The 23,065-nt window shown below is 61.8% G+C and carries 16 protein-coding genes; 1 reads left to right on the top strand and 15 read right to left on the bottom strand.

Translation table 11 applies throughout. The annotated features are described in order from the left end of the window. Nucleotides 1–5: 5 nt before the first annotated feature. The 14 genes from AC10V3_RS26925 to AC10V3_RS26860 all read right to left on the bottom strand — a co-directional run bounded on the left by AC10V3_RS26925 (nucleotide 6) and on the right by AC10V3_RS26860 (nucleotide 21,049). The gene (locus AC10V3_RS26925; RefSeq protein ID WP_490924269.1) at nucleotides 6–5,588 is read right to left on the bottom strand and encodes an FkbM family methyltransferase; all 5,583 of its coding nucleotides are present in this window, start codon (nucleotides 5,586–5,588) and stop codon (nucleotides 6–8) included. 60 nt (nucleotides 5,589–5,648) lie between these two features. Further along, nucleotides 5,649–6,959, bottom strand: coding sequence for a UDP-N-acetyl-D-mannosamine dehydrogenase (gene wecC / locus AC10V3_RS26920; protein WP_490924268.1), 1,311 nt, complete (start codon nucleotides 6,957–6,959; stop codon nucleotides 5,649–5,651). 117 nt (nucleotides 6,960–7,076) lie between these two features. Continuing rightward, entirely contained in the window at nucleotides 7,077–8,237 is a 1,161-nt protein-coding gene (wecB, locus tag AC10V3_RS26915) for a non-hydrolyzing UDP-N-acetylglucosamine 2-epimerase (RefSeq protein WP_490924267.1), read from the bottom strand. Further along, complete coding sequence (locus AC10V3_RS26910; protein WP_490924266.1) at nucleotides 8,234–9,988, bottom strand: polysaccharide biosynthesis/export family protein; 1,755 nt, start codon at nucleotides 9,986–9,988, stop codon at nucleotides 8,234–8,236. Before AC10V3_RS26910 ends, wecB begins: the two co-directional genes overlap by 4 nt. Nucleotides 9,989–9,990: 2 nt before the next feature. Then, the gene (locus AC10V3_RS26905) at nucleotides 9,991–11,115 is read right to left on the bottom strand and encodes a KpsE/RkpR family capsule polysaccharide export protein (RefSeq protein WP_490924265.1); all 1,125 of its coding nucleotides are present in this window, start codon (nucleotides 11,113–11,115) and stop codon (nucleotides 9,991–9,993) included. After that, nucleotides 11,112–11,774, bottom strand: a complete 663-nt coding sequence (locus tag AC10V3_RS26900; protein WP_490924264.1) for an ABC transporter ATP-binding protein — start codon at nucleotides 11,772–11,774, stop codon at nucleotides 11,112–11,114. Before AC10V3_RS26900 ends, AC10V3_RS26905 begins: the two co-directional genes overlap by 4 nt. Then, complete coding sequence (locus AC10V3_RS26895) at nucleotides 11,771–12,562, bottom strand: ABC transporter permease (protein ID WP_490924263.1); 792 nt, start codon at nucleotides 12,560–12,562, stop codon at nucleotides 11,771–11,773. The genes AC10V3_RS26900 and AC10V3_RS26895 overlap by 4 nt, the downstream gene beginning before the upstream one ends. Further along, nucleotides 12,559–12,756, bottom strand: coding sequence for a hypothetical protein (locus AC10V3_RS26890; RefSeq protein ID WP_490924262.1), 198 nt, complete (start codon nucleotides 12,754–12,756; stop codon nucleotides 12,559–12,561). Before AC10V3_RS26890 ends, AC10V3_RS26895 begins: the two co-directional genes overlap by 4 nt. 607 nt (nucleotides 12,757–13,363) lie before the next feature. Further along, nucleotides 13,364–14,440, bottom strand: a complete 1,077-nt coding sequence (locus tag AC10V3_RS26885) for an MBL fold metallo-hydrolase (RefSeq protein ID WP_490924261.1) — start codon at nucleotides 14,438–14,440, stop codon at nucleotides 13,364–13,366. A 149-nt stretch (nucleotides 14,441–14,589) separates the two neighbouring features. Next, a complete protein-coding gene (locus AC10V3_RS26880) occupies nucleotides 14,590–16,035 on the bottom strand; it encodes an FAD-binding oxidoreductase (RefSeq protein ID WP_490924260.1) in 1,446 nt (481 codons plus the stop codon). A gap of 25 nt (nucleotides 16,036–16,060) precedes the next feature. Beyond that, on the bottom strand, nucleotides 16,061–16,867 hold the full coding sequence (gene hpaI, locus AC10V3_RS26875; RefSeq protein ID WP_022538404.1) for a 4-hydroxy-2-oxoheptanedioate aldolase: 807 nt from the start codon (nucleotides 16,865–16,867) through the stop codon (nucleotides 16,061–16,063). Between the two features lie 37 nt (nucleotides 16,868–16,904). Then, nucleotides 16,905–18,380, bottom strand: a complete 1,476-nt coding sequence (locus AC10V3_RS26870; RefSeq protein ID WP_490924259.1) for an NAD-dependent succinate-semialdehyde dehydrogenase — start codon at nucleotides 18,378–18,380, stop codon at nucleotides 16,905–16,907. Between the two features lie 32 nt (nucleotides 18,381–18,412). Next, nucleotides 18,413–19,936 (bottom strand): UxaA family hydrolase, encoded by a 1,524-nt coding sequence (locus tag AC10V3_RS26865; RefSeq protein ID WP_022538402.1) that lies wholly within the window; start codon nucleotides 19,934–19,936, stop codon nucleotides 18,413–18,415. A 96-nt stretch (nucleotides 19,937–20,032) separates the two neighbouring features. Then, nucleotides 20,033–21,049, bottom strand: coding sequence for a tripartite tricarboxylate transporter substrate binding protein (locus AC10V3_RS26860; RefSeq protein WP_490924258.1), 1,017 nt, complete (start codon nucleotides 21,047–21,049; stop codon nucleotides 20,033–20,035). A gap of 143 nt (nucleotides 21,050–21,192) precedes the next feature. Between AC10V3_RS26860 and AC10V3_RS26855 the strand changes: the two genes are divergently transcribed. Beyond that, complete coding sequence (locus AC10V3_RS26855; protein WP_454753027.1) at nucleotides 21,193–22,134, top strand: LysR substrate-binding domain-containing protein; 942 nt, start codon at nucleotides 21,193–21,195, stop codon at nucleotides 22,132–22,134. A gap of 55 nt (nucleotides 22,135–22,189) precedes the next feature. Here AC10V3_RS26855 and AC10V3_RS26850 read toward each other — a convergent pair whose 3' ends face one another. Continuing rightward, on the bottom strand, nucleotides 22,190–22,948 hold the full coding sequence (locus AC10V3_RS26850) for a sulfite exporter TauE/SafE family protein (protein ID WP_490924319.1): 759 nt from the start codon (nucleotides 22,946–22,948) through the stop codon (nucleotides 22,190–22,192). Nucleotides 22,949–23,065: the final 117 nt, after the last annotated feature.

Here is a 23,065-nt window from a genome sequence, read left to right as displayed (position 1 = left end):
TTCATTTAAAAATGAAATGCCTCGATTTCTCTCTTAACAATCACTTCGTGCGTACTCTGTCGACGAACTCGCTCTGCCGCGCTTGCGCTCATTTTGAGAAAAAGTTGCTCGTCTTCTACCAGCGCTCGAATCCCTTTGGCCATAGCGGCAGAATCCTCCGCTGGCGCGAGAACGCCACACGAATGATCCACGAACTCAGGAATTGCTGCGACGCCGTTTGTAACGGGGACCAAGCCAGACGCCATTGCTTCGTCTCTAGATACCCCCTGTGCATCCATGCGAGTCGGACACAAAAATATGCCGTACTCTTGATGAATTGCGGCGATCTCAATTTGACTCAGGAAGCGACGTTCTATGATGACGTTGCTGAATTTGCGGAGGGGCGCCAGCGTCTCGTCGAACAGACTGCCATCGCCTATCATTCTGAATTCGAGTTCATCAAAAAATGGCTCTGAAGATAGACCAAGAATCGCCTGAACGCTCAAATCATTTGCATATTTCTGGGACGCATAAGGACGAATCGAAAGAATTTTCTTGCGTTGCTGTGAATCCTTCTTTCGATAGCAAAAGATACCCGTGTCGATTGGATTATGGATGACTGTATAAGCCCGCTCCGGCAACCGGAAACCCAGATCCTCCATTACTTCCTCGGCGAAGTATCGGGAGACGAATATCAACCTCAAGTTACTTGGCACCTGTCGCAGTAAGCCGCGCCAGAAGGCCATCCGCTTGTCACTTTGAATCTTTGCGGCAGCTCGAGCCTCGTCTGTCGTGTAGTTGTACTCACGCCGGTGGTACGGTTGGATTTCTGCACCATGGATCCAAACGACGACATTGACCCGATCCGAGTAGTGCTGCAAGACGCTCCACATCGCCTCATCAAGAAAGTGCACGAGGACCGACCGGTATTGACCATTGGAAAGAAGCTTACCCAACACCTCCGCGCCGCCGGACGTGATACTGATGTCTTCGAACTCGTCGTAACTTGCCCCTTGCTCCGGTTGGAAGCGAAACACATCGCACCGGACTCCATGCCGGCGATAAGCCCGCACTCGGCTATGGACAAACCCATTTCGGTAAAGGTCCTCGTACGTTGGATAGTGATTAGTGAGAATCAGGTCGCGAGCCCGTGCAAACAACTCCGCGGGCTCCAGCGACTTATGCCCGAGCAGCAACGACTGGACACGAGCCGAGCCGGACGCATAGATTCGCAAGCCAAGTCTTATCGACAAGGTGCTGGCAGGCACTTCGACTTCGTGGTTCCGATTGGCTGTTTTTATCGCGTGGGCGATCTTCTGCCGCCGCGCATCAAGAAATACCACAACCAATTGCAGATTCAATCCCGGCGCAGTTTCCAAATGCAAGCGCAGCTTGTCATTCTGGACACCTAACGCGAGCGGCGTCTGATCATGGGTTGCGTACCAGTACTCGTGCCTTCCATCACCCAACACCGAGTCCACTTGCAAGCATCCGCCCATCTCCGTCACATTGGCCCGGCTATTTGCCGGCGCCTTCGAAAACAAGGCCGCCAGTTCCTTGCCGCCGAGTTGTGGGATGGAAGTGCTTGCGCTTTGCTCGGGCAGAATCGATTCCGCACGGGTCACCATGTCGGCGACAGCGATACCACTGTCAAGACCTACGATATCGCGAACGGGCATCAACGATGATTCGTCAAGCGCGGCTCCCGCGCGGCAATAGTTGAACTCGTCGATCGAAACCGCGCCTACTGCCTCGAACTGCGCCGTATAAAGGCCGCGCACCCACTCGCGCAAAGTCGTGCTCGAGAAGCGATCGAGCCGAGCCATGCCCGCACGTACAGGCACGGCGTTCACTAGTGTGTAGGCTCTCTCGGCACCCTTCAACATCAGACCATTAGTGGCTGACCAGACGAAATGGGCCTGCTTGCCCACAACGGGTGCGTCTGAATAGCGCGTTGCAACCGCGAGGTCCGTCAGATAGTGCTCGCCATAATAGTCATCCGGTACGAAAACGGACAGCCAAGTGGATGCCGGCCCTATACTAGCCAGAGGGACTGTGTCGGCCTCGGCAGCCGATAGCACACGAACGGAATCGTCGTCGGGGACGTCTGCTGGGGAAAATCCCGACGGCACTAATAGTATGAGCGTCTTGTGCGAGTATTGCTGACGTGCGAATGCAGCGAACAATCGGTCGGCCTGGATCTGATCTTTGGCATAGCCAGTTACAAGAATCGATGGCAATAGCCATGGTTGGGCTTCATCGCTCACCTTCGCGACGATGTAGGCCAAGCGGTCCTGATAAGTGTGCTCGGTCATCACCTTGCGCAATGCCGCTAGACGTAGCTTGCGCACACCGGATTTATCTGCGTCGAGTTCGCGCAGGCGCCGCGTAATCTCGACACCGCTGTCACTCGTCAGTACGAGATCGCCGAACATCAGGCGAATGCCCCGCGAATAATTGCTAACTGTAATCGTGTTCGACGCAAGTAGTTCATACACACGTCGCGCGAACATCGATTGCGACTGTTTGACAGAGTTCAGGTTAATGGCATATCGATAGCCCTTATAGGCCTTGTCAATCTCGGTGTAAGGCAGATTGCCGACGATGAACGGTTGATACTCGTCGGGGAACCGGTATTTCGCATCGTCCTTGCCGTAGTTGCGATCGTAGATTTCCAGCGGTCGGAATTCGGGCAGATTGACGATGAAGTTGCCAAGGTCGCGCGTTCGTTCAGGATAGCGTGCGTAGTAAGCACCCGCGAAACAAAATGCATCCTTTCGCTCAAACCTCTCGATAGGATTATTGATGCGTGGCTGCGCAGCGAACGGCAGCAGGTAAACGCGCTCATGGCCAAGCGCTGCCTTGTAGCGATGAATGCAATCGATGTCTGTGGTGAAAATGAAATCGAACAGCTTCGCGGTGGACAGGAAGGTCTCAAAGTGAACCGGATCCTCCTTGTTCCAGAAGACTGTCGGTACTTCTCTTTCCCGGCACCATTGCACGATGCCGATAATTTCCTGGCTCATGTGCCCGACCTTACTTCCCCACAGAGCATCCTTGCCCCGCCATGCGGACTCGATAAACAGCATTTCGGGCTGGAATGCTTCCAGTTCGCTTTGCCAGTGCGCAGGCGTTAGTTGCAGAAGATTGCATTCTGGCTCATACGAACTCTGGGTGAACTCGTCCATGATGGACGCGATCTTCAATGTCTTCAGTCGCCGCACAAACTGCTCGCCATCGTTGCAATGCAAGTCCTTCAGGCGCTCGCGGGCCCTATCCGCGATCAAGCGAGCGGCATCCCTGTGCTCCTTGTCCCCCAGAAGGTTCGGTATGTGTGCATTCACACTGATGGCTTTCAAGGCCCTCGTCGGACTCCACAGCTCCTTTTCGGCACGGCGCTGATTGGCGAGCCTGTGAATACGCCACAGCGTACCGGGCAGTGCTCGGAAGTGCGCAAATGACTTCGTTGCAAAGATCAGAGCATGGCCCAACTGGAAGGATAAGGTGTTCTTCGTCCGCACAATCTGCTGGTTGGCTACCACCAGTTGCTGGCGCAAGCGCTCGATTTGGGCATTTGCCTCAGTAACCGCGAGCTTGCTTCGCACGGCGTCAACCTTCGCCTGTTCCAACGCAGCCGCAGCCGATCGATTCTGCGCACTAGCGATGGCAAGCTCTGAGTTGAGTGTCACTCGTTGGGCCTCAACCTCCGAAACCTGCGACTTGAGCGCTTCAATTTGACCACCCAGTGCCGTCAGGTCGCTCTTAAACGAGGCATCTTTGTCGCGCTGCTCGCGGCGGAGCGCGCTTAACTCGTCGTCCCTAGCCCGCCCTTGGTCTAGCAGATCAGTGATCTCGCCGGTCCTTGACGTGTTTTTCGCCTCCAGAAATGCCGCCTTCTCGGCGAGTGTCCGGCGATCGCGCTCGAGGGCCGAGATCGCGTCCCGATAGGCTTGCTCTTGAGTAGCCAATTCCCCCGAAAGCTCGTCGATGCGGGTAGTCAGGTGCGCCCGTTCCTCGCACAGTGCCGAGACTTGAAGGCGCAATTCCGCGCATTCCCCCTCCAACTCTTGCAGGGAGGATTCCAGTGCCGCTACTTTCTCACGATAGCCCACGTCCTGAGCCAAGTATCCCGCCGACAGCTCATCGGCGCGGGCTATCAGGCATGCCCGCTCCTCGCGCAGCGCCGAGATCTGAATACGCAATTCCGCGCTTTCCCGCTCCGCCTCCCACAGCCGCGACTCGAGCGCCGACGCTGTTGCAAGATAGGTAGTCTCCTGCGCGGAAAGGACCGCCGAAAGCTCTGCAGCTCGAACCATCAGCCGCGACCGCTCCTCACGCAAGTCTTGAGTTACAGTCCGCAGTTCTGCGTTAGCCTTTTCCGATTGCAGCAGCCTCGATTCGACTTCATTGTCCTTGCGAGCCAGATCGGCACCGCAACGTTCCCGCGTCTCGCGCTCGCGCAGACGCAAGTCTTCTATCTGTCTGTTCGCATGCGTTTGCGCCTGCTCCGCTAGAGCTTCCTTAATTGCCAGTTCATGCGCTTTCTGCGCCAGGCGATCCCCCTGCAGCGCATTTTCACTTTGCACCTGGACGAGCTTCGCGCGAGCTGCAGACAATGCCTCGAGCTTCTCCTCTAGTACCTGCTTGAGCGCCGCCATTTGCTCGTCCGCATCGCGATGGCGGAGGCTCGCGGCATCGAAACGCTCCTTTAGTGCTGAGAGCTTCGCTTCTAGCAGCTTTTTCTCTGCAGTGAGTTCAGCGACCTGCGTCTTGAACTGCACAATCTGCTCGGTGGCGAAACGGTACTTCCGGTTTGCCTCATCGAGATCCTTGCGCCGCTGGCGAAGCTGGTAGCCATTTCGATAGTTCCCCTCCTCCACCAGTGACTGCAGGCGCGAGAGGCGCTGATCAACATTCACCTGTTCATTTGGAATGAACAGGTGGGTAGGGCTTGCATTAAATGTGTCCCAATAGCCATAGTTCAGTTGCGAGAGGAACTCGGAGACGGCACGGAATTCACTTTCATCAAGACACTCGACGTAAACAAGTGGCCGATCATGGGCAAGCAGACTCGCACCGCCGCGCAATACCGCCATTTCCATGCCCTCGACGTCGATCTTGATGAGCTTCACCAGCTGTTCGAATTGCAGGCTATCGAGTGGAATAATGTCGATATCGCCTCCGCCAACCTCCACGGCCTGTGCGCCGAGATTATCGGATCGCTGCTGCGCAAAGCGCCCATTTCCCCGTACTTCGCCCAACGCATATGACTCGATCCGAAGCCGGTCGTCCGTGCCATTGACATCGGCGCTGAGACGCAGTGCCTGGCAAAGATCCACGTTGGGTTCGAATGCGACGACCTTACAGCCACGAACCGTCGCCATGTACAACGCGTGATTGCCGACATTGGCGCCAATGTCAAGGACAAGATCTCCTGGCTGCACCCGGCCAGACATGTCCCGGAGCATCGTCAGCTCATAAGGAGTCCGGTCATTCTTGATCTTTCCCTGGATGTAATCCGTGTCCGCGTGGGGAAGACAGATCTGGTAGGACGTTCCCTCCGCGTGCAACTCGGAGAAGGCGTCTGCGGAAATTGCCTCGGCATTCATATCGGCGTCAATGGAAAGTGAAGATCGGTACCCGGAGGGGCAAGCTGACTACGGCAGGGCTTAGACCCAAATCCCTTTTGCATCCACAAGTCGCTGCGCGGCCGTCAACTCTGGTTTTGCCTGTTTGAAATCCGCGTGGTCGACGAGCATAACAAGCACATCGGCTTGCGCGAGCGCTTCCTGCTGGGACATCAGTTGCACACCCACCGTGCTCAGCTTCGCTGGCGCGTCCTCAACGTTCGGCTCGATCGCGACCACCTGTCCCGGATGAAGGCCGGCCAGCTTGAGCGTGATATCGAGCGAAGGGCTTTCTCTTAGATCGTCGATATTCGGTTTGAATGTCAGCCCGAAACAGGCAATGCGAATGTCCTGCTTGCGCTTGCCACTCGCCGTGAGTACATCAATCTCCGTCTGTACCTTCCGGATTACCCATTCCGGCTTGCTGTCATTGACCTCTCGAGCGGTACGAATAAGGCGAGCTTGCTCTGGCGTCTTACTGACGATGAACCAAGGATCGACGGCAATGCAGTGCCCGCCAACTCCGGGGCCAGGCTGGAGGATGTTCACACGGGGATGATGGTTGGCAAAGCGGATCAGTTCCCAAACGTTTATGTCTAGCTTGTCGCAAATCAGAGAGAGCTCGTTTGCGAAAGCAATATTCACATCGCGGTATGCATTCTCAGTGAGCTTTGCCATCTCGGCGGTACGTGCATCCGTCATCATCAGTTCGCCCTGCACGAACACGCGATAGACCTCCTGAGCTCGATGTGACGAGACCTGGTTGATGCCGCCGATGATGCGATCGTTCTCCACCAATTCACGTACGACTTGGCCGGGCAGCACGCGCTCCGGGCAATAGGCGACATAGACATCGCACGCCTCGTTGTCCCAACTGGCGATGACCAGATCCCGGCGCCACTGCGAAAGCCAATGCACAATGCGCTCCGTCGTCCCGACTGGCGACGTGGACTCAAGAATTACGATGTCACCCTTTTTCAAGACCGGTGCAATGGACTCTGTTGCAGCCTTGACATACGAGAGGTCCGGTTCGTGGTCACCGTGAAATGGCGTCGGCACTGCGATCAGAAAGACATCGGCCGGCTCTGTAGCCGTGGTGGCGCGCAACCAGCCGTCGGTGACGGCGGCGCGTACGATCATATCCAGTTCGGGTTCAACAATATGGATATTTCCGCGATTGATCGTATCGACCGCATGCTGACTAATGTCTACGCCAATGACCTTCACCTTGCGGGAAGCTAACATAGCTGCGGTTGGCAGTCCAATATAGCCGAGACCGATTACGGATGCGGTTCCGATGCGATGGTTCACAATGTGTTCCTGTTTCTTGTTGATTCTTGATAGGCACAACATGGCAATCAGCCTTTAAGTCCCAAGGCATATGTTGTGACCCTTGCCAATGTCCAGCGTGGCCAGCCATATCAGCCTCCGCGTGCTCCCCTTCCCGTTGGGGCATCGAAGGGCCGGCTATCAGGCAGAAGCCAACTCCTCTTCCATTCCCTGGCGCAGTACGCTGCTGCCCACCAAATGGCTTACGATGCGAGCGCAAGCGCGGCCGTCCCCGTACGGGTTATGTGCGCGCGCCATTTCGCTGTATCGCTGCACGTCATCTAGCAGTTCACGGCAGACGGCGACGATTCGCCCAGCATCGGCACCTACGAGACGCACGGTACCCGCCGCTACGGCCTCTGGGCGCTCGGTCGTATCGCGCATTACCAGCACAGGCTTGCCAAGCGACGGCGCTTCTTCTTGGATACCGCCGGAGTCCGTGAGAATGACGCTCGCACGTGACATCAGGTAGACGAACGGCAGGTAGTCTTGCGGCTCGAGCAGATGCACGTTCTCGATGTTCGAGAGGAGCGTCTGGACTGGTACCTTGACCTGCGGGTTCAGATGAACGGGATAGACGAAATCGACGTCGGAATAAGTCGCGGCCAGTGTGCTGATTGCTTGGCAAATCTCCTGGATACCCTGGCCGAAGTTCTCGCGACGATGCGCAGTGACAAGGACCATGCGGCGGCCTGTCTGCAGCTGAGGGAAGGCATCCTGCATCTGACGGACAAGCCGTTCATCACCGTTTAGGCGTTTCTGCACCATCAGTAGCGCGTCGATGACGGTGTTGCCAGTGACAAGGATACGTTCCGGTTGCACACTTTCCGCCAGCAGATTGGCCCGCGACTCCTCAGTGGGCGCAAAGTGAACGTCGGTCAATATACCGGTGAGTTTTCGATTACCCTCCTCTGGCCATGGCGAATAGAGATTGCCGGTACGCAAGCCGGCCTCCACGTGACCAACCTTGATTCTCTGATAGAACGCCGCTAGCGATGTGGCGAAGGTTGTGGTCGTGTCTCCATGAACGAGCACGTAGTCTGGACGATAGGACTCTAGGACCGGGGTGATCATGCCGATAATGTCCGAAGTAATTGACTGCAGGGTCTGACCGACGCTCATCAGATTCAGATCGTAGTCCGGTTTGATATCAAACAGCTCAAGCACCTGATCGAGCATCTGCCGGTGCTGGGCCGTTACACAAACACGGCTTTCGATACCCGGAGCTTCAGCCAGCCGCTTCACTAGCGGCGCCATTTTGATTGCTTCGGGACGCGTCCCGAACACTGTCAGTACTTTCATAGACCCAACACCACCTTTGCACTAATCGCAATTTGATAAAGAATCTGGAACACATCCTTTGCAAACTGACGCGTCTTGAAGTCCACCTTCGGCAACACCATGATTTCGTCACCCGGCCGAACCGCATCGTCCTTCTTGCCATCCGAGAAGCTGCCGTCGCGGTGCGCGATGATCACGCGCGACGTGTCAGCGTTCTGCGAGAATCCCCCGGCCTGCTGGATGAAGTCATCGAGGTCCAGGCTCGTGTCATACGCCACGGCGTTGGGGAACAGCACTTCGCCGCTCACCAGGACAAGTCCGTCCTTCACAGGCACCCGCAGGATGTCGCCGTTCTCGAGTAGCAAATCATTGCGGGTTGAGGACTTGGCAATCAGCGTCTGGCCGGAAGGATCGATCTTCTTGGCGCGTTCCACCCATTGCAGCACCAGCGCAGCCTCCTCCTTCCGAAGCTGTGCTTCTTCGGCGGTGCCGGACCTCGCGGTCAGCACGCTGGACTCCAGGGTTTGCAGGGTGGTGCCAAGCAGCGCTTTCTGGCGCGCCTTTACGCTCTGGCGGAAGAGCTGGATGGCTTCGGCATCGGATTCCTGGGTGAAGTGCACCTGGCTGAGCAGTTGCCCCATGCGGCTGCCATACGGCAGCACATATTCCTGTGGACCCGTATGCTCGCCTTCAACACGAACGGTAATCGTGCCCGGCCGCTTGTCGGCGGTAAATTCAATCTCATCGCCATCGCGCAAGTCAATCTGGTTACCTTGCGAAATGGGGAAATACTCGACGTTGCGAACAGTGCCGGTATTGCGTACCACGCGTACATTGGTCGCCTGCGGCAGCGGCTTCGCCAGTCGTACGATCTGGTCTAGCCGGGCCTGGTCACCGAGAAACTCAAACCGCTTGGCGTTCTCCGCCAGCCCGCTGACTTTCACGGTTTTCTTGCGCGACTGGACAAAGATGACGTCCCCGTTGTTGAGTTGCCGGGATGTCAAGTCGCCTTTGAGCAGAAAGTCGTAGAGATTCACGACTTCAAGCGTCTGGTTGCCCCGCCTGATAGCCACGTCAAGGAAAGAGCCCCGTTCCGGGTCGATGCCGCCGGCCTGGTCAAGGTAGCGCAAGACGCTATCGCTGGACGTACCGTCATACATGCCTGGCCGGCGCACGGCGCCGGTCACGTATACACGCACGGGCTGGGCGGCCAGTAGGCTGGCATAGATCGATACCTTGCTGGCAAAGACCCGTCGCAGCGCATTGCTGATTGCCGCCTGCAGATTGCCGTTGGTTATGCCCTGCACCCGGAACGGACCGATCTCCGGCAGGACGATGTTGCCGCCGGCATCTACCGTCAGCACGGTATCGACGTTGTAGCCGTTCCAGATACGCAACTGGATGCGGTCGCCGACTGAGACAACATGGCTAGGGTTGAAGATCGAGGCACTATCGCGGCTGAACGCGCCAGTAAAGAGTTGCGCCCCGAAGGCATCGCTCGCCATGTTGGCGGTGTAGTCGTTAATTTGTGGAGCGCTCTCGGGCAGCAGTGTTTCGGCTCGCGCGGGAACCATGGGCGCGGCATCTGCGGTAATCGGTTTGAACGGGGTACCACCAAGCGACGTACCGCCCTGCGCGGCCAGGGCAGTGTATTCGGTTAGACCGAGGGCAGGCGACTGCGATATGCGCGTGCCAGCCTGGGCATGCGCGCCCTGGATACCGGCAGCAAAGCCGGCTGCGGCCACGGCAATGGCGAGAATTCTTTTAAACATGACTAGTCCCGGTGGTCGCGGATGATGGCGCTCAATAGCTGCACGACACCTGCGAGCATCAGGGTCATCAGGACAAACACCACGATGTTGTAAATGCGCCTCGGCTGGAGTGGGTACTCCGGCCGGGTCGGGCTCTGCACGACGGCGACGTTCTTGAGCTTGCGGGTAGCCTCGATCCGGGCTTTTTCCAGTGCGCCGATCGCGGTCTTGTAGATGTCGAACGCGAACTCGGCGGCGGCCTGCAGACGATCGTGCTCTTCCACGACACGGTTGAGCCCACGCCCTTTGGTCGACACCATCCGGCCGCGTTGCTCGGCCATCTGCCGCTCAACGGCCGCGATCTGGGCATCAATCTGCTGGATAGCCGGAGACTGGGGCGTGAAGACGTCCTTGAGCGAGTTCCGCTTGACGTGCAACTCGGCAAGGGTTGCCTCAGCGTTTGCCACGACTGTCGACAGGCTCTCCACTTCGCCACGCGGCGACACCAGGCCGTTGGCGTTCTGATAAGCCACCAGCGCCTGGCGCGCCGCCTTGAGGCGTTCGCCCTGGTCGTGGACCTGCTTCTCGATATAGATAACCTGCTCACCGGCGATCCGGTGGGTCATCTCGTTCATGAAGCGCTCGCCGTCGCCGACCAGTTCACGGGCGATGGCATGGGCCATCTCCGACGTGTAGGCCTGGACCTTGATAACAAGTACGCGAGCGAAGTCATCGTATTCGACGCTCACGCGTTTAAGGTAGTAATCATGAAAGCGCTCCAGCGAAGCATCCTCGAACCAAAGCCGGGACAGCGGGTCCCGGTGACTGTCCGCGTAGTGCTTGCGCAGGCCGAGCTTCGTGTCCAGCTTCTTGAGCATGTCGGCGGAAAGCAGGTATTCCCGCAGCAGCAACAAGTCCTGGGGCGCGGTGTTGCCGACCAGAAGCGAGGTGAAATCCGACGCACTGGCGCCAACGCCGTCGCTGCGTTCCACGACGACGCGCGCCTCCGACACGTACAGGTCGGACGCGATCACGCTCCAATAAACAACTGCGAGCAGGCAGGCGCCAACGGCCACCTGCCAAATGCGGTTCAGGCTGGTAAGGCGGCCAAGCTGCCCCACCGTGCCTGCCGTAATCGTCTTCATCATGCTGGAATGCTGTCCCTGTACTCTCGCAGGGCCTCCTCGACGGAATCGAACCAATGCGCGTGGCCTTGATGCAGCCAGACCGCCGCTTGGCAAAAATTCTTCAAAGTGGATTCGCTGTGCGAGACCATCACCAGGCCAGCCCGGCCGGCGAGTTCTTCAAAAGCTTTCTGGGATTTGCGCTTAAAGGCTGTGTCCCCAACCGCCGTCAATTCATCGACAAGGTAAGTGTCGAAGTCGAAAGCGAGCGACATGGCGAAGGCGAGCCGGGATCGCATGCCGGACGAATAAGTTTTTACCGGGTCGTCGAATGCGTCGTTGAGTTCCGAGAACTCGCGCACGAATTCAAGCTTGTTTGCGAGTTCGTCGCTGACGCCATGGATGCGACAGACGAACTTGGTGTTCTGCCGGCCGCTAAGCGACCCCTGGAAACCGCCACTCAATCCCAGCGGCCAGGACACCCGGCAATTGCGGACGATCTTGCCGCTGTTCGGCTGGTCAATGCCACCTACCAGCCGCAACAGCGTGGACTTGCCCGCGCCATTTGCGCCGATCAATGCCACCCGACTCTTGGGCGGGATGTCTAGCGACACGCCTTTCAGCACCCATTTCGAGCCATGGGTGGTGCGGTAGCGCTTATGAACGTCCGTGATCTCGATCATTGCGCCGTCAGCCGTGTTGCGTATCGCATATGTAAGGCCAGACCAAGGAAGACCGTGGCCAGCGCCCAGAAGCCCAGGTAGCCCAGGCTGATATGAGCCTCCCCACGATATGCCGCGAACCAGCCGCTGCGCATGGCTTCCAACCCGTGCGTGATCGGATTGACCAGCACGGTGCTCCGCATACCCTGCGGCAGGTTCGACACCGAGTACATGACCGCCGACAGGAAATAGAGAGGCGTAAAGGCGAGCCGGATGATCTTGCCTACTTCCGGCAGCAACGTGCCGATGACAGACAGAGTCAGTCCCAGGCCGAGACCGAGTGCCCAGAGCAGGAACGCCGACCACATGACGAGAAGCGGATCGGCTGGCCGGACGTCAATATCAAACAACGCAAGCGCGGCAAGCAGGACGGTGCCGACGATGGCGTACAGGAACGCCTCGACCGTTGCGCGCACCAAGACCGTATCGACAGGTTGCACCTGCCGATAGGAGAACAGTGCCTGGTTGGCGTTGATGGCCTCCATCCCACGCTGGGCGATATTACGCACCAGGAAGAACCCCCAAACGCCAACAAGGACGAACACCTCGATGTTCGCACCCTGCATGACCTGATGGCGGATCACGCCGAAAACCACCATCAGGAAGACGATGTGCGCCGCCGGTTCAAGCAGGATCCACAACCAGGCGGCGCGCCCTGTCGCAAGGCGAGCGCTGGCCTCGCGCAAGAACAGCGCCTTCCAGACGGAAACCGCAATGGAAACGTCCGACCGGACCGTGGCCCGGCTCATTGCTCGATGTCGCGTAGAGCCTGAACGTCGAGGACGTTGTCGTCGGAGATGTGCACACCGGCGGTGGCCGCCCCTCGCTCCACCATGGCCAGCGAAGCTATTTTGTCCAATACCTGACCCACGGCGCAGGTCACCGCCGCCGCGCAGGCATGCTGCGTAAGGTCTGACTTGGGCGTGGCGACTACGTCACTCACCTCCCCTTCCCGAGCTGCTCCGCTCATTATCAAATTCTTCCCGTTTTTCTGACGTGACCGCTATTCTGCGGTTGCTTACTTTTTATAGGGCGCAATAGTAAGGGGCTGGCGGGGCAATTGCAACAGTTAGTAACAAGCAGCCAGAGACATCCCCCATAAGGGGGATGACAGCACTCGGGGGAGCTGTGGTAGGCCTTTCTTTGCACTTGTTCGCTGCCCGAGCGGCTTATTATGCACACCTCAGAACCCGCGCGGGGCAAGGCTCTCAGCCGTACGCCGGCTCGTAGCTATAATCAAGGAAAATAGGAATCACGCCGAAATTAAATCCGCCTACAACTTCAGAACCTTCTGACGCACGAAACGGAAATAATCAGTGAAACTTCTCACTGGAATAATCGATAAAAAAACACAGACTTCCAATTATATTTAATGTATTTTTATTACTACATTATATATCGCACTACACACCGGATTTTTACGCCACCCTGGAGTCTAAGTTACCCCACGGCACAGCCTAGGGTTCTCCCTAGGCCACGCTCTCCTGCGACCTCCCCGACATAATGTCGCAGGCCACGGCCAATCAAGAGATCAGAGGGTATCTTTTCCCTTATTTCCGCCGATACCAATAACAGCCGTCGATACCGCGTTCCCTCACCACCTCCCCCCGCTCCAGCAAATAGTTCAAATGCGCGATGCTCTCCCCCGTCGCCATCCCCAGCAACCCGCCACTCCCCGTAATCGGCCGCGAGAACAGCTCGCCAAACACATCCACCGCCCGCCTGGGCTCCGCCAGCGCGCCACGCAGTCGGTCGAGCGCCTGCAACTGGCTGGCGCGCAGATAGTCGATGCGGGCATGCAGCCCACGGAAGGGCTCGTTGTGCGCGGGCAGCACCAGCACGTCGTCCGGCACAGTGGCGCGTACCTTGTCGAGCGAGGCTAGCCAGTCCTGCATCGGGTCAGCATCGGGCTCGGTCGGGAACACCGATACGTTGGAGGAAATGCGCGGCAGCACCTGGTCGCCAGACACCAGCACCTTCAGCGCCGGACAATACAGGCAGGCATGTTCCGGGGAGTGGCCGGTGCCGACGATCACCTGCCAGTCGTGCGCGCCGATGCGCACGACGTCGCCATCGGTCAGCCGGCGGATGCTCTCCGGCAAGGCATGGACGTATTTGCCGAAGCCACCGAAGCGCGCACGGTACACCTCGATCGCCTCGTCGTCCCACCCTGCCTTGCGATAGAACTCGATCGCCTCGTCCGGCGCCGCGCGCCCCGTATCCGCCGCCAGCACGCGGCACATCAGGTATTCCAGCCTTGTCATCCACAGCTGGCAGCCGAACTTGCGCGTGAGCCAGCCGGCCATGCCGACGTGGTCGGGGTGCATGTGGGTGACGAAGAGGCGCGTCAGGCCGCCGGCGAGCGCGCCGGCGCTGCCGAACAGCGTGCGCCAGGCTTGCGCGGTCTCGGGGGTCTGCAGGCCGGAGTCGACCGCGGCCCATCCGTGGCCGTCGCGGATGGCCCACAGGTTGATGTGGTTCAGGCCGAGCGGCATCGGCATGCGCAGCCACAGCACGCCGGGGGCGATCTCGTGGGCGCGGCCGGGTTCGGGCGCGTCGCCGCAGGGGTAGTCGAGCTCGGGTTTTTCGAGAGGGGCGGAGGCTGAGGTGGGGGCTTGGGCGCTCATCGTTATCTCGGCCGGTGTCGGCCGTGGTGTGCCGGATACGGTGCGACGATGCCCCGGCTCCGCGCGTTCTGGAACTGACACCTTAGCCGAGATGGGCGATTCTTGCTACGCGCGCCCTGCCCCCTGCGGCGCGCGGGATTCAGGGCGGCTTATTGCCCCAGCGGCGGCAGCACTTTGCCCGGATTGAGCAGGTTCAGCGGGTCGAGCGCCTGCTTGACCTGCCACATCAGCTCCAGCTCGACCCGGGACTTGTAGCGCGTCAGGTCGTCGCGTTTGATCACGCCGATGCCATGCTCGGCCGAGATCGAGCCGTTCTCGGCGTGCGCCAGCCCGTCGACCAGCGTCGTGACCGGCTCATACCATTGCGCCAGGAATTCCTTGGCGGGCTGGTCCTTGGGCCGCAGTGGGTTGAAGTGGACATTGCCGTCGCCCATATGGCCGTAGATCACCATGCGCGCATCGGGTGCCAGTTCCAGCACCTTGGCGGAGGCCTCTTCGACGAAGGCAGCAATGCGCGACAGCGGCACCGAGACGTCGCACTTGATGCTGCCGCCGGTGCGGGTCTGCGCGTCGGAGATCTCTTCGCGGATGCGCCAGAAGGTCTGTGCATCGGCGAGGCTCGCGGCCACGGCGGCGTCGCGCACCAGTCCCTGGCTGAAGCCGGATTCAAGGATCTCCATCAGCGTGGCGTTCAGGCTTTCGGCATCGGTGCCGGAGGTCAGCTCGATCAGCACCATCCACGGGTGGCTGTCCTGCAGCGGCGAGGCGACGTTGCCGAGGTATTCCAGCACCAGCTCGAGCGCTGGCTGCGAGATCAGTTCGAACGCGGTCACGGCCTGGCCAGAGAGGCGCTTGGCCTCGCCCAGCAGCGCCACCGCGGCGGCGGGGTCCTGCACTGCGACGAAGGCCACCGCGCTGCTGCGCGGCTGCGGCATCAGCTTCAGTACCGCACCGGTGATGATGCCCAGCGTCCCTTCCGCGCCGATAAACAAGTGCTTGAGGTCGTAACCGGTGTTGTCCTTGCGCAGTCCGCGCAGCGATGAATAGATGCGCCCGTCCGGCAGCACCGCCTCGATGCCGAGCACCAGGTCGCGCATATTGCCGTAGCGCAGCACGGCGGTGCCGCCGGCGTTGGTGGACAGGTTGCCGCCGATCTGGCACGAGCCTTCGGAGCCGATGCGCAGCGGGAACAGGCGCTGCTCGGCCTCCGCGGCGCCGCGCGCTGCGCTCAGCGTGACGCCGGCCTGCACGGTCAGGGTGTCGTTGATGGTGTCGATGCCCAGCACGCGGTTCATGCGGCTCAGGTTGACGACCACGGCGGTGCCGCTGTCGTCGGGCACCGCACCGCCCATCAGCGAGGTATTGCCGCCCTGCGGCACCACCGGCACGCGATGCGCATGGCACCACTGCAGCACCTGGCTGACCTGCTCGGTCGATGACGGCAGCACCACCACCTGCGCCTTGCCGCGATAGATGCCGCGGTAGTCGGTGACATAGGCCTGGGTGTCGGCGTCGCCGCTGCGGCAGGCGTTCTCGCCGACGATGGCCTGCATCGCGCGCAAGGTGGTGTCGGGGGTCTGGATTTCAGCGGACATGTGTAGGCCTTGAATGGGATGCGGGTCAGTACGCGGCGGACGGCTTGTCCGCGGCGCTGTCCGAGGGCTGCTCGCGGAACGACGCGGCGAGCTTGCGCGCGGCGTTGGCGTACATCAGCACGTCGACACCAGTGGCAACGAAGGTGCAGCCGAGCTCCAGGTAGCGGCGCGCCAGCGCCGGGTCGGAGGTCAGCGTGCCGGCGGCCTTGCCGCTGGCGATGATGGTGCGCATCGCGCCTTCGATCGCCGCCTGCACTTCCGGGTGGCCCGGGCGGCCGCGGTGGCCCATCGAGGCGGCCAGGTCGGCCGGGCCGATGAAGACGCCATCGATGCCATCGACCGCGCAGATTTCTTCGAGGTTCTGCAGTGCCTTCACGGTTTCCGCCTGCACCAGCAGGCAGACTTCATCGTCGGCCACGTCGAGGTAGTCGGTGCGCGAGCTCCACAGCGAAGCACGCGCCACCGCGCTGCCCACGCCGCGGATACCCTGCGGCGGGTAGCGCGTGGCGCTGACCAGCGTGCGGGCCTGTTCCGCGGTATCGACCATCGGCACCAGCAAAGTTTTGGCGCCGATATCCAGCAGCTGCTTGATCAGCGGCACCTCGCCGGACACGGCCCGCACCACGGGCTGGGACGGGTACGAGCCTAGCACTTGCAGGGCATGCAGTGTCGTTTGCAGGTCATTGGGGGCGTGTTCGCCGTCGATCAGCAACCAGTCGAAACCGGCAGTGGCCGAGACTTCCGCCAGGTACGGCGTGGCCATTGACAGCCACAGGCCGATCTGTGGCTGGCGTGCGGCCAGTGCGGCCTTGAAGGGATTGTTTGCGGGCATGGTGGTTCCTGTTCGGTTTGCTGTCTCGCCCGGCGCGTCAGCCAAGCTGGCCCTGGCAAAGGTACTTGGTATGCATGTAGTCGTCCAGCCCGTGGCGCGAGCCCTCGCGCCCGTAGCCGGATTCCTTGACGCCGCCGAACGGTGCCGCCTCGGCCGCAATCGCGCCCTCGTTGATGCCGACCATGCCGGTTTCCAGTGCCTGCGCCACGCGCCAGATGCGGCGGATGTCGTTGGAGTAGAAATACGCGGCGAGGCCGAACGGGGTGTCGTTGGCGTCACGGATCACGTCGGCTTCGTCGCGGAAGCGGAAGATCGGCGCGACTGGGCCAAAGGTTTCCTCGCACGACAGCTCCATCGCCGGCGTGGCGTCGATCAGCACCGTCGGCGCGTAGTAGTGCGGACCGTCGGCGGTGCGCACGCGCTTGCCGCCGGTGACCACGCGCGCCCCCCTGGCGACAGCGTCTTCGACATGGCGCGCGATCTTGTCGACGGCGCGGGCGTTGATCATCGGGCCAATCTGCGCGCCCTCTTCCGTCGCCGGGCCAACATGGAGCGCGCCCACGCGCTGCACCAGGCGCTCGACGAAGGCGTCGTGCACGGCGTCATGCACATAGACGCGGTTCGGGCAGACGCAGGTCTGGCCGCCGTTGCGGAACTTGGAGGCCATCAGGCCGTCGACCGCGGCATCGAGGTCGGCGTCTTCGAAGACGATGAACGGCGCGTTGCCGCCCAGTTCCAGTGAAAGCTTCTTCAGCGTGGCCGCCGATTCGCGCGCCAGGTGCTTGCCCACCGGCGTGGAGCCGGTGAAGGTGATCTTGCGCACGCGGCTGTCGGCGAGCCAGGCATCGACCACGTCTGGCGTGTGCTCGCGCGACGCGGTGACCATATTGAGCACGCCTGCCGGGATGCCGGCCTGTTGCGCCAGCCACGCCAGCGCCAGGGCCGTCAGCGGGGTATCTTCCGCGGGCTTGGCCACCACCGTGCAACCCGCGGCCAGCGCGGGGGCGATCTTGCGGGCGATCATCGCCAGCGGGAAATTCCACGGCGTGATGGCTGCCACCACGCCGACCGGCTCCTTCAGGACCAGCAGTTTGCGGCCCGGCACTGCTTCCGCGACGATATCGCCGCAGATGCGGGTGGCTTCTTCGGCGAACCATTCAACGTACGAGGCGCCATACTGCACCTCGCCACGTGCTTCGTGGATCGGCTTGCCCTGCTCGGTCGAAATGATGTAGGCCAGGTCGTCCTGGTGTGCAAGGATCAGCGCATGCCAGCGCTTGATCAGCTGCGCGCGCTCGCGTGCGGGGCGGCGGCTCCATGCCGGAAACGCCGCCGCAGCAGCATCGACCGCGAGACGCGCATCGCCGGCATCGCTGTCGGCCACGCTGGCAAAGGTCTCGCCGGTGGCGGGGTCGGTCACCGGCAGGCGGCGGCCAAGGCCGGCATCGCGCCATTGGTGGTCAATAAGGTTCTGGCTGCGCAGCAGCGCAGCATCGGCAAGAGACAGGGCCATCGGTGTAAGCAGAAGGAGGTGAGGTGCGGCAACTAGCTGACGATGCCCATGTGCCAGGGCACGAACTCATTGTCGCCAAGGCCGAGGGCTTCGCTCTTGGTGGGCTCGCCGGAGGCCGCGCGCAGGATGTATTCAAAGATCCGTTGGCCCATCTGCGGTACGGTCAGCTCGCCGTCGAGCACCAGCCCGCAGTTGATGTCCATGTCCTCTTGCAGCCGATTGAACATCGCGGAGTTGGAAGCAAGCTTGATCGTCGGCGCCGGCTTGGAGCCGAACATCGAGCCACGGCCGGTGGTAAAGCAGATCAGGTTGGCGCCGCTGGCGATCTGGCCGGTCACCGCCACCGGGTCGTAGCCGGGTGAGTCCATGAAGACAAAGCCCGCCTGGTCGATCGGCTCGGCATACTCGTACACCGCCTGCAGCGGCGTGGTGCCACCCTTCATCGCGGAGCCCAGCGACTTCTCGAAGATATTGGCGAGGCCGCCTTGCTGGTTGCCATGGCCGACCACGCCGTTGAACTGCGCGTTGTGGCCGGCGGTATAGCGCTCCCACCAGGCCAGCCGGTCCAGCAGCTTCTGGCCGACCTCGGGCGTCACCGCGCGGCGCGTCAGCATGAACTCCACGCCGTGGATCTCCGGCGTCTCCGACAGGATCGCCGTGCCGCCATGGCGCACAAGGAGATCCATCGCCGCGCCCAACGCGGGATTGGCGCTGATGCCGGAAAAGCCGTCCGAGCCGCCGCATTCCAGGCCGATCTTCAGGTGGCTGGCCGGCACCGGCTGGCGCACCGCCGCGTTGGCGAGCGGCAGCATCGATTCGATCGCCTGGATGCCGGCCGCGATGGTGGCACGCGTGCCACCGGTGTCCTGCATCACCAGCGTATGTACCGCGGGCCCGGGCTCCAGCCCTTGCGATTCGACCAATGAAGCGACCTGGTTGCGCTCGCAGCCCAGCCCGACGATCAGCACGCCGGCCAGGTTGGGATGGCGTGCATAGCCGGCCAGCGTGCGGCGCAGCACATCGAAGTGCTCGCTCGGCGACGACATGCCGCAGCCGCTGGTCTGCGCGAACGCGACCACGCCGTCGACGTTGGGATAGGCCGCCAGCCGCTCCGGCGTGAAATGCGCGGCGATCTGCCGGATCACGGTGGACGAGCAATTGACCGACGACAGGATGCCGATGAAGTTGCGCGTGCCCACGCGCCCGTCGGGACGCACAAAGCCGTTGAAGGTGGCGCGCTGCGCCTCGGGCACGTAGTCGACCGGACGCACGTCCTGGCAGAACGCCGGGTCGCGGTAGAAGTCGACCAGCGTCAGGTTGTGCGAATGCACGTGCTCGCCCGGCGCGATATCGCGCGCGGCCACGCCGATCACGGTGTCGAACTTGCGCACCGGCGTGCCGGCCGTGATCGCGCAGGCGGCAATCTTGTGCCCGGCCGGGACCTGCGCGCGCACACGCACGGCAGGATCGGCGAGTTGCTGGCCCAGGGACAGGTCGTTGCGCGCGACCAGCACGTTGTCGTTGGCGTGCAGGCGGATGACGGGATTGGGATTCACTTGGGGTTCGCTAGTTGTACGCTGCGGCCAGGCTTGGAATTCGCCTGTGGCCAGGCTCGGGGTCGCCTGCGGCAAGGCTCGGAGTTCGCCTCCGGCTCAGCTTTGCTGCAGCAGTTCCTTGAGCTTGAGGCGCTTGATCAGCTGCGTTTCCTGGTCATAGACGCTGGCCACGTACTTCTTGTAGTCGGGACCGTCCAGGTACATCACCGGCGCATCGAGACGCGCGGCCACCTGCTTGAACTCGTTGCTCGCCACCGCGGCGCGGAAGGCGTCGCGCAGCTTCTTCTCCACCGCGGGCGGCAGGCCCTTGGGCGCGCCGATGCCGTTGGGCGCTTCCACCACCACGTTGTAGCCAAGCTCCTTGAGCGTCGGCGTGTCCTTGAAGCGCGACGCGCGCTGCTCGCCCCAGGTCGCCAGCAGACGCAGCTTGCCGGCTTCCACGTGCGGCGCCCACGAGCTGGAATCGGCCAGCAGTTCCACCTGTCCGGCCAGCACGTCCTGCAGCGCGGCCGCGCCGCCCTTGTAGGCGATCGCGTTGAACTGCACGCCTGCGGCCAGCGCGAACTGTTCCATGCCGACATGGGTGGCGCCGCCGATGCCGGCGTGCGCATACGTCACCTTGCCAGGATCGGCCTTGGCTGCGGCCACCACGTCCTGCAGCGTCTTGTAGCGCGAGTTGGTGGGCACCGCGATGCCGAAGGTCTGGCCCGAGGTGCGCGCCAGGTAGGTCAGCTCGGTGCGCGGATCCAGCTGCAGCATGCCGAGCTGCGCGAAACGCGTCACCGAAATCGGGATCTGGCCGATGGTGTAGCCGTCCGGCGTGGCGCGCGCCAGCGCCTTGGTGCCGATCATGCCGGAGGCACCGGCGCGGTTCTCCACCACGATCGACTGCTTGAGGATGCCGCCGGCCACCTGGCACAGCGCGCGCATCGACTGGTCGGCGGTACCGCCGACCGGCCACGGGCAGATAAACGTGATGGGGCGCTCGGGATACTCGCCCGCCAGCGCACGGCCAGCCGGCAGCAGTACACCGGCGGAGCCGGCAGCAACGCCCGCGGCAGCGCCAATGAGCAGGTTGCGGCGCTTCAGATCGATGGGGAGTCCTTGAGTCATTTGCGGGTGTCTCCGATGTTTTGATTATGGGCGAGGCCGGCGCAGCCGGCTTCTTCATGCCCGAATTCTGGCTCGAACGAACATAACAATCCAATCAATAACTGGCATTGCTTCATAACCCTATAGTTATGTAGACTCCAGGCATGGTCCAGATCGATCGCGCGCTGCGCTCCAATATCAAGCTGCGCCACCTGCAATTGCTGGTGGCGCTGGATGAGTTCCGCCATCTCGGCCGCACCGCGGAGTTCCTGTCGGTCAGCCAGCCGGCGGTGTCCAAGGTGCTTACTGAGGTCGAGAAGGCACTGGGGCTGACGCTGTTCACGCGCTCAACGCGCGGCACCGAGCCCACGCCCGCGGGGGAATCGCTGGTGCGCTTTGCGCGTTCGGTGCTGGCGCAGTACGAGCAGACCCGCGACGAGATCGCCGCGGCGGAGAGCGGCGCGTCGGGCCGCATCCGCGTGGGATCCATGGGTGCGGCGCTGCCGGTGCTGCTGGCTCGGGCCGTGGGAATGCTGAAGGACCGCCATGCGCGCGCCACCGTGCTGGTCGAGGAAGGCGATCTCACCCACCTGCTGCCCAAGCTGCGGCTGCGCGAGTTGGACCTGATCGTCGGCCGGCTCGAGCCCGGCTATGCGGCGCCCGACCTGCTGACAGAAGCGCTCTACGACGAACCGATGGTGGTTGTTGTCAAGCGCGGCCACAAGCTCGCGCGCAAGGCGCGCCCCGGCTGGGCCGACCTGGCGGAAATGCCTTGTGTCATGCCGCCGCCGTGGGCCTCGCTGCGCGTGAAGATCGAACAGGCGTTCTACCGCTACGGCTTGCATCCGCCGCAGGACGTGATCGAGTCGTCGTCCTACCTCGCGCTGTCCACCTTCGTCAGCCAGCGCAATGCCGCGGGCTTCATGGCGGCATCGGTGGCACGGGCGCTACAGGCCGAAGGCCGGCTGCATGTGCTGGCGATGGAGGTGCCGGTGGACCTGCCGCCAGTGGGCATCATCACCCTGCGGGAGCGTGCGCCGTCGCTCAGTGCGGATCAGTTGGTGGCGTGCTTGCGCGAGGCTGCAGTGGAGGTCAAGAACGCATAGCGCGCGGCCTCGCACGCGACGTCTTCATCGCTGCGGATTGAAAAAAGGCGCTGGACTAGTTCGCACCGCGCGCCAGCAGCACCGGCACCGACGTCGCCAGCAGCGCCACCCCAGACGCCGTCAGCAACGACAGCACGACCTTGCGGAAAGCGACCTCGCTGATGCCGAGATAGAGCCGCGCGCCCAGCAGCGACGGCACCAGCATCGCGGGCGCCACCACCAGGAACATCGGCAGCATCTCGCGCGTGACGATGCCCTTGCCGACATAGGTGGCCATCGTCACCGCCAGCGTGGCGAGGTTGAAGTTCTGGATCACCGCGCGCTGCTCGTCCTTGTCGAAACCGCGCAGCGTGCACCACAGCGTGGGGATCACGCCGGTGAAGCCGCCGATGCCGCCCATCACGCCGCCGGCCGCACCGGCCACGCCATCGGCCACACGGCCGCCCACGCCGATATGTGGCAGCCGGCGCGCCATCAGCATCACCGGGCACCACAGCGTCAGGAAGCCGCCGAGCACGGCCTTGAACCACTGCGCGTCGAGCATCGGCAGGATCGCCACGCCCAGCGGGATCCCGCAGACGCCGCCGGCCACGAACGGCCACAGCCGCCGCCACGACAGCCCGCGCCGCACCGATGCCGCCGCCAGCAACTGGCCGGTGAGCGCGCCGAACACCGTCATCGCCGACGCCAGCCGGGGCTCGATCGCCCAGGCCCAGAACGACATCGCCACCATGCCGAAGGCAAAGCCCGACAGGCCCTGGACAAAGCCGGCCACGGCGGCGCCGGCGATCACGATCAGCAAGGTGGAATCCATATGGGCAGCGAGGACGGCAAAGCGCGTGACTATGCACTTCATTACTCACCTTGTCAGCCGACGGTGCTGCTGCAGCGCGCAAAACTGATACGGTGTTTTTCCATTGAGGTGATGCTG

This window comes from Cupriavidus sp. PB-02, assembly GCF_058252315.1.
This window is presented reverse-complemented; position numbering and strand designations above follow the sequence as displayed.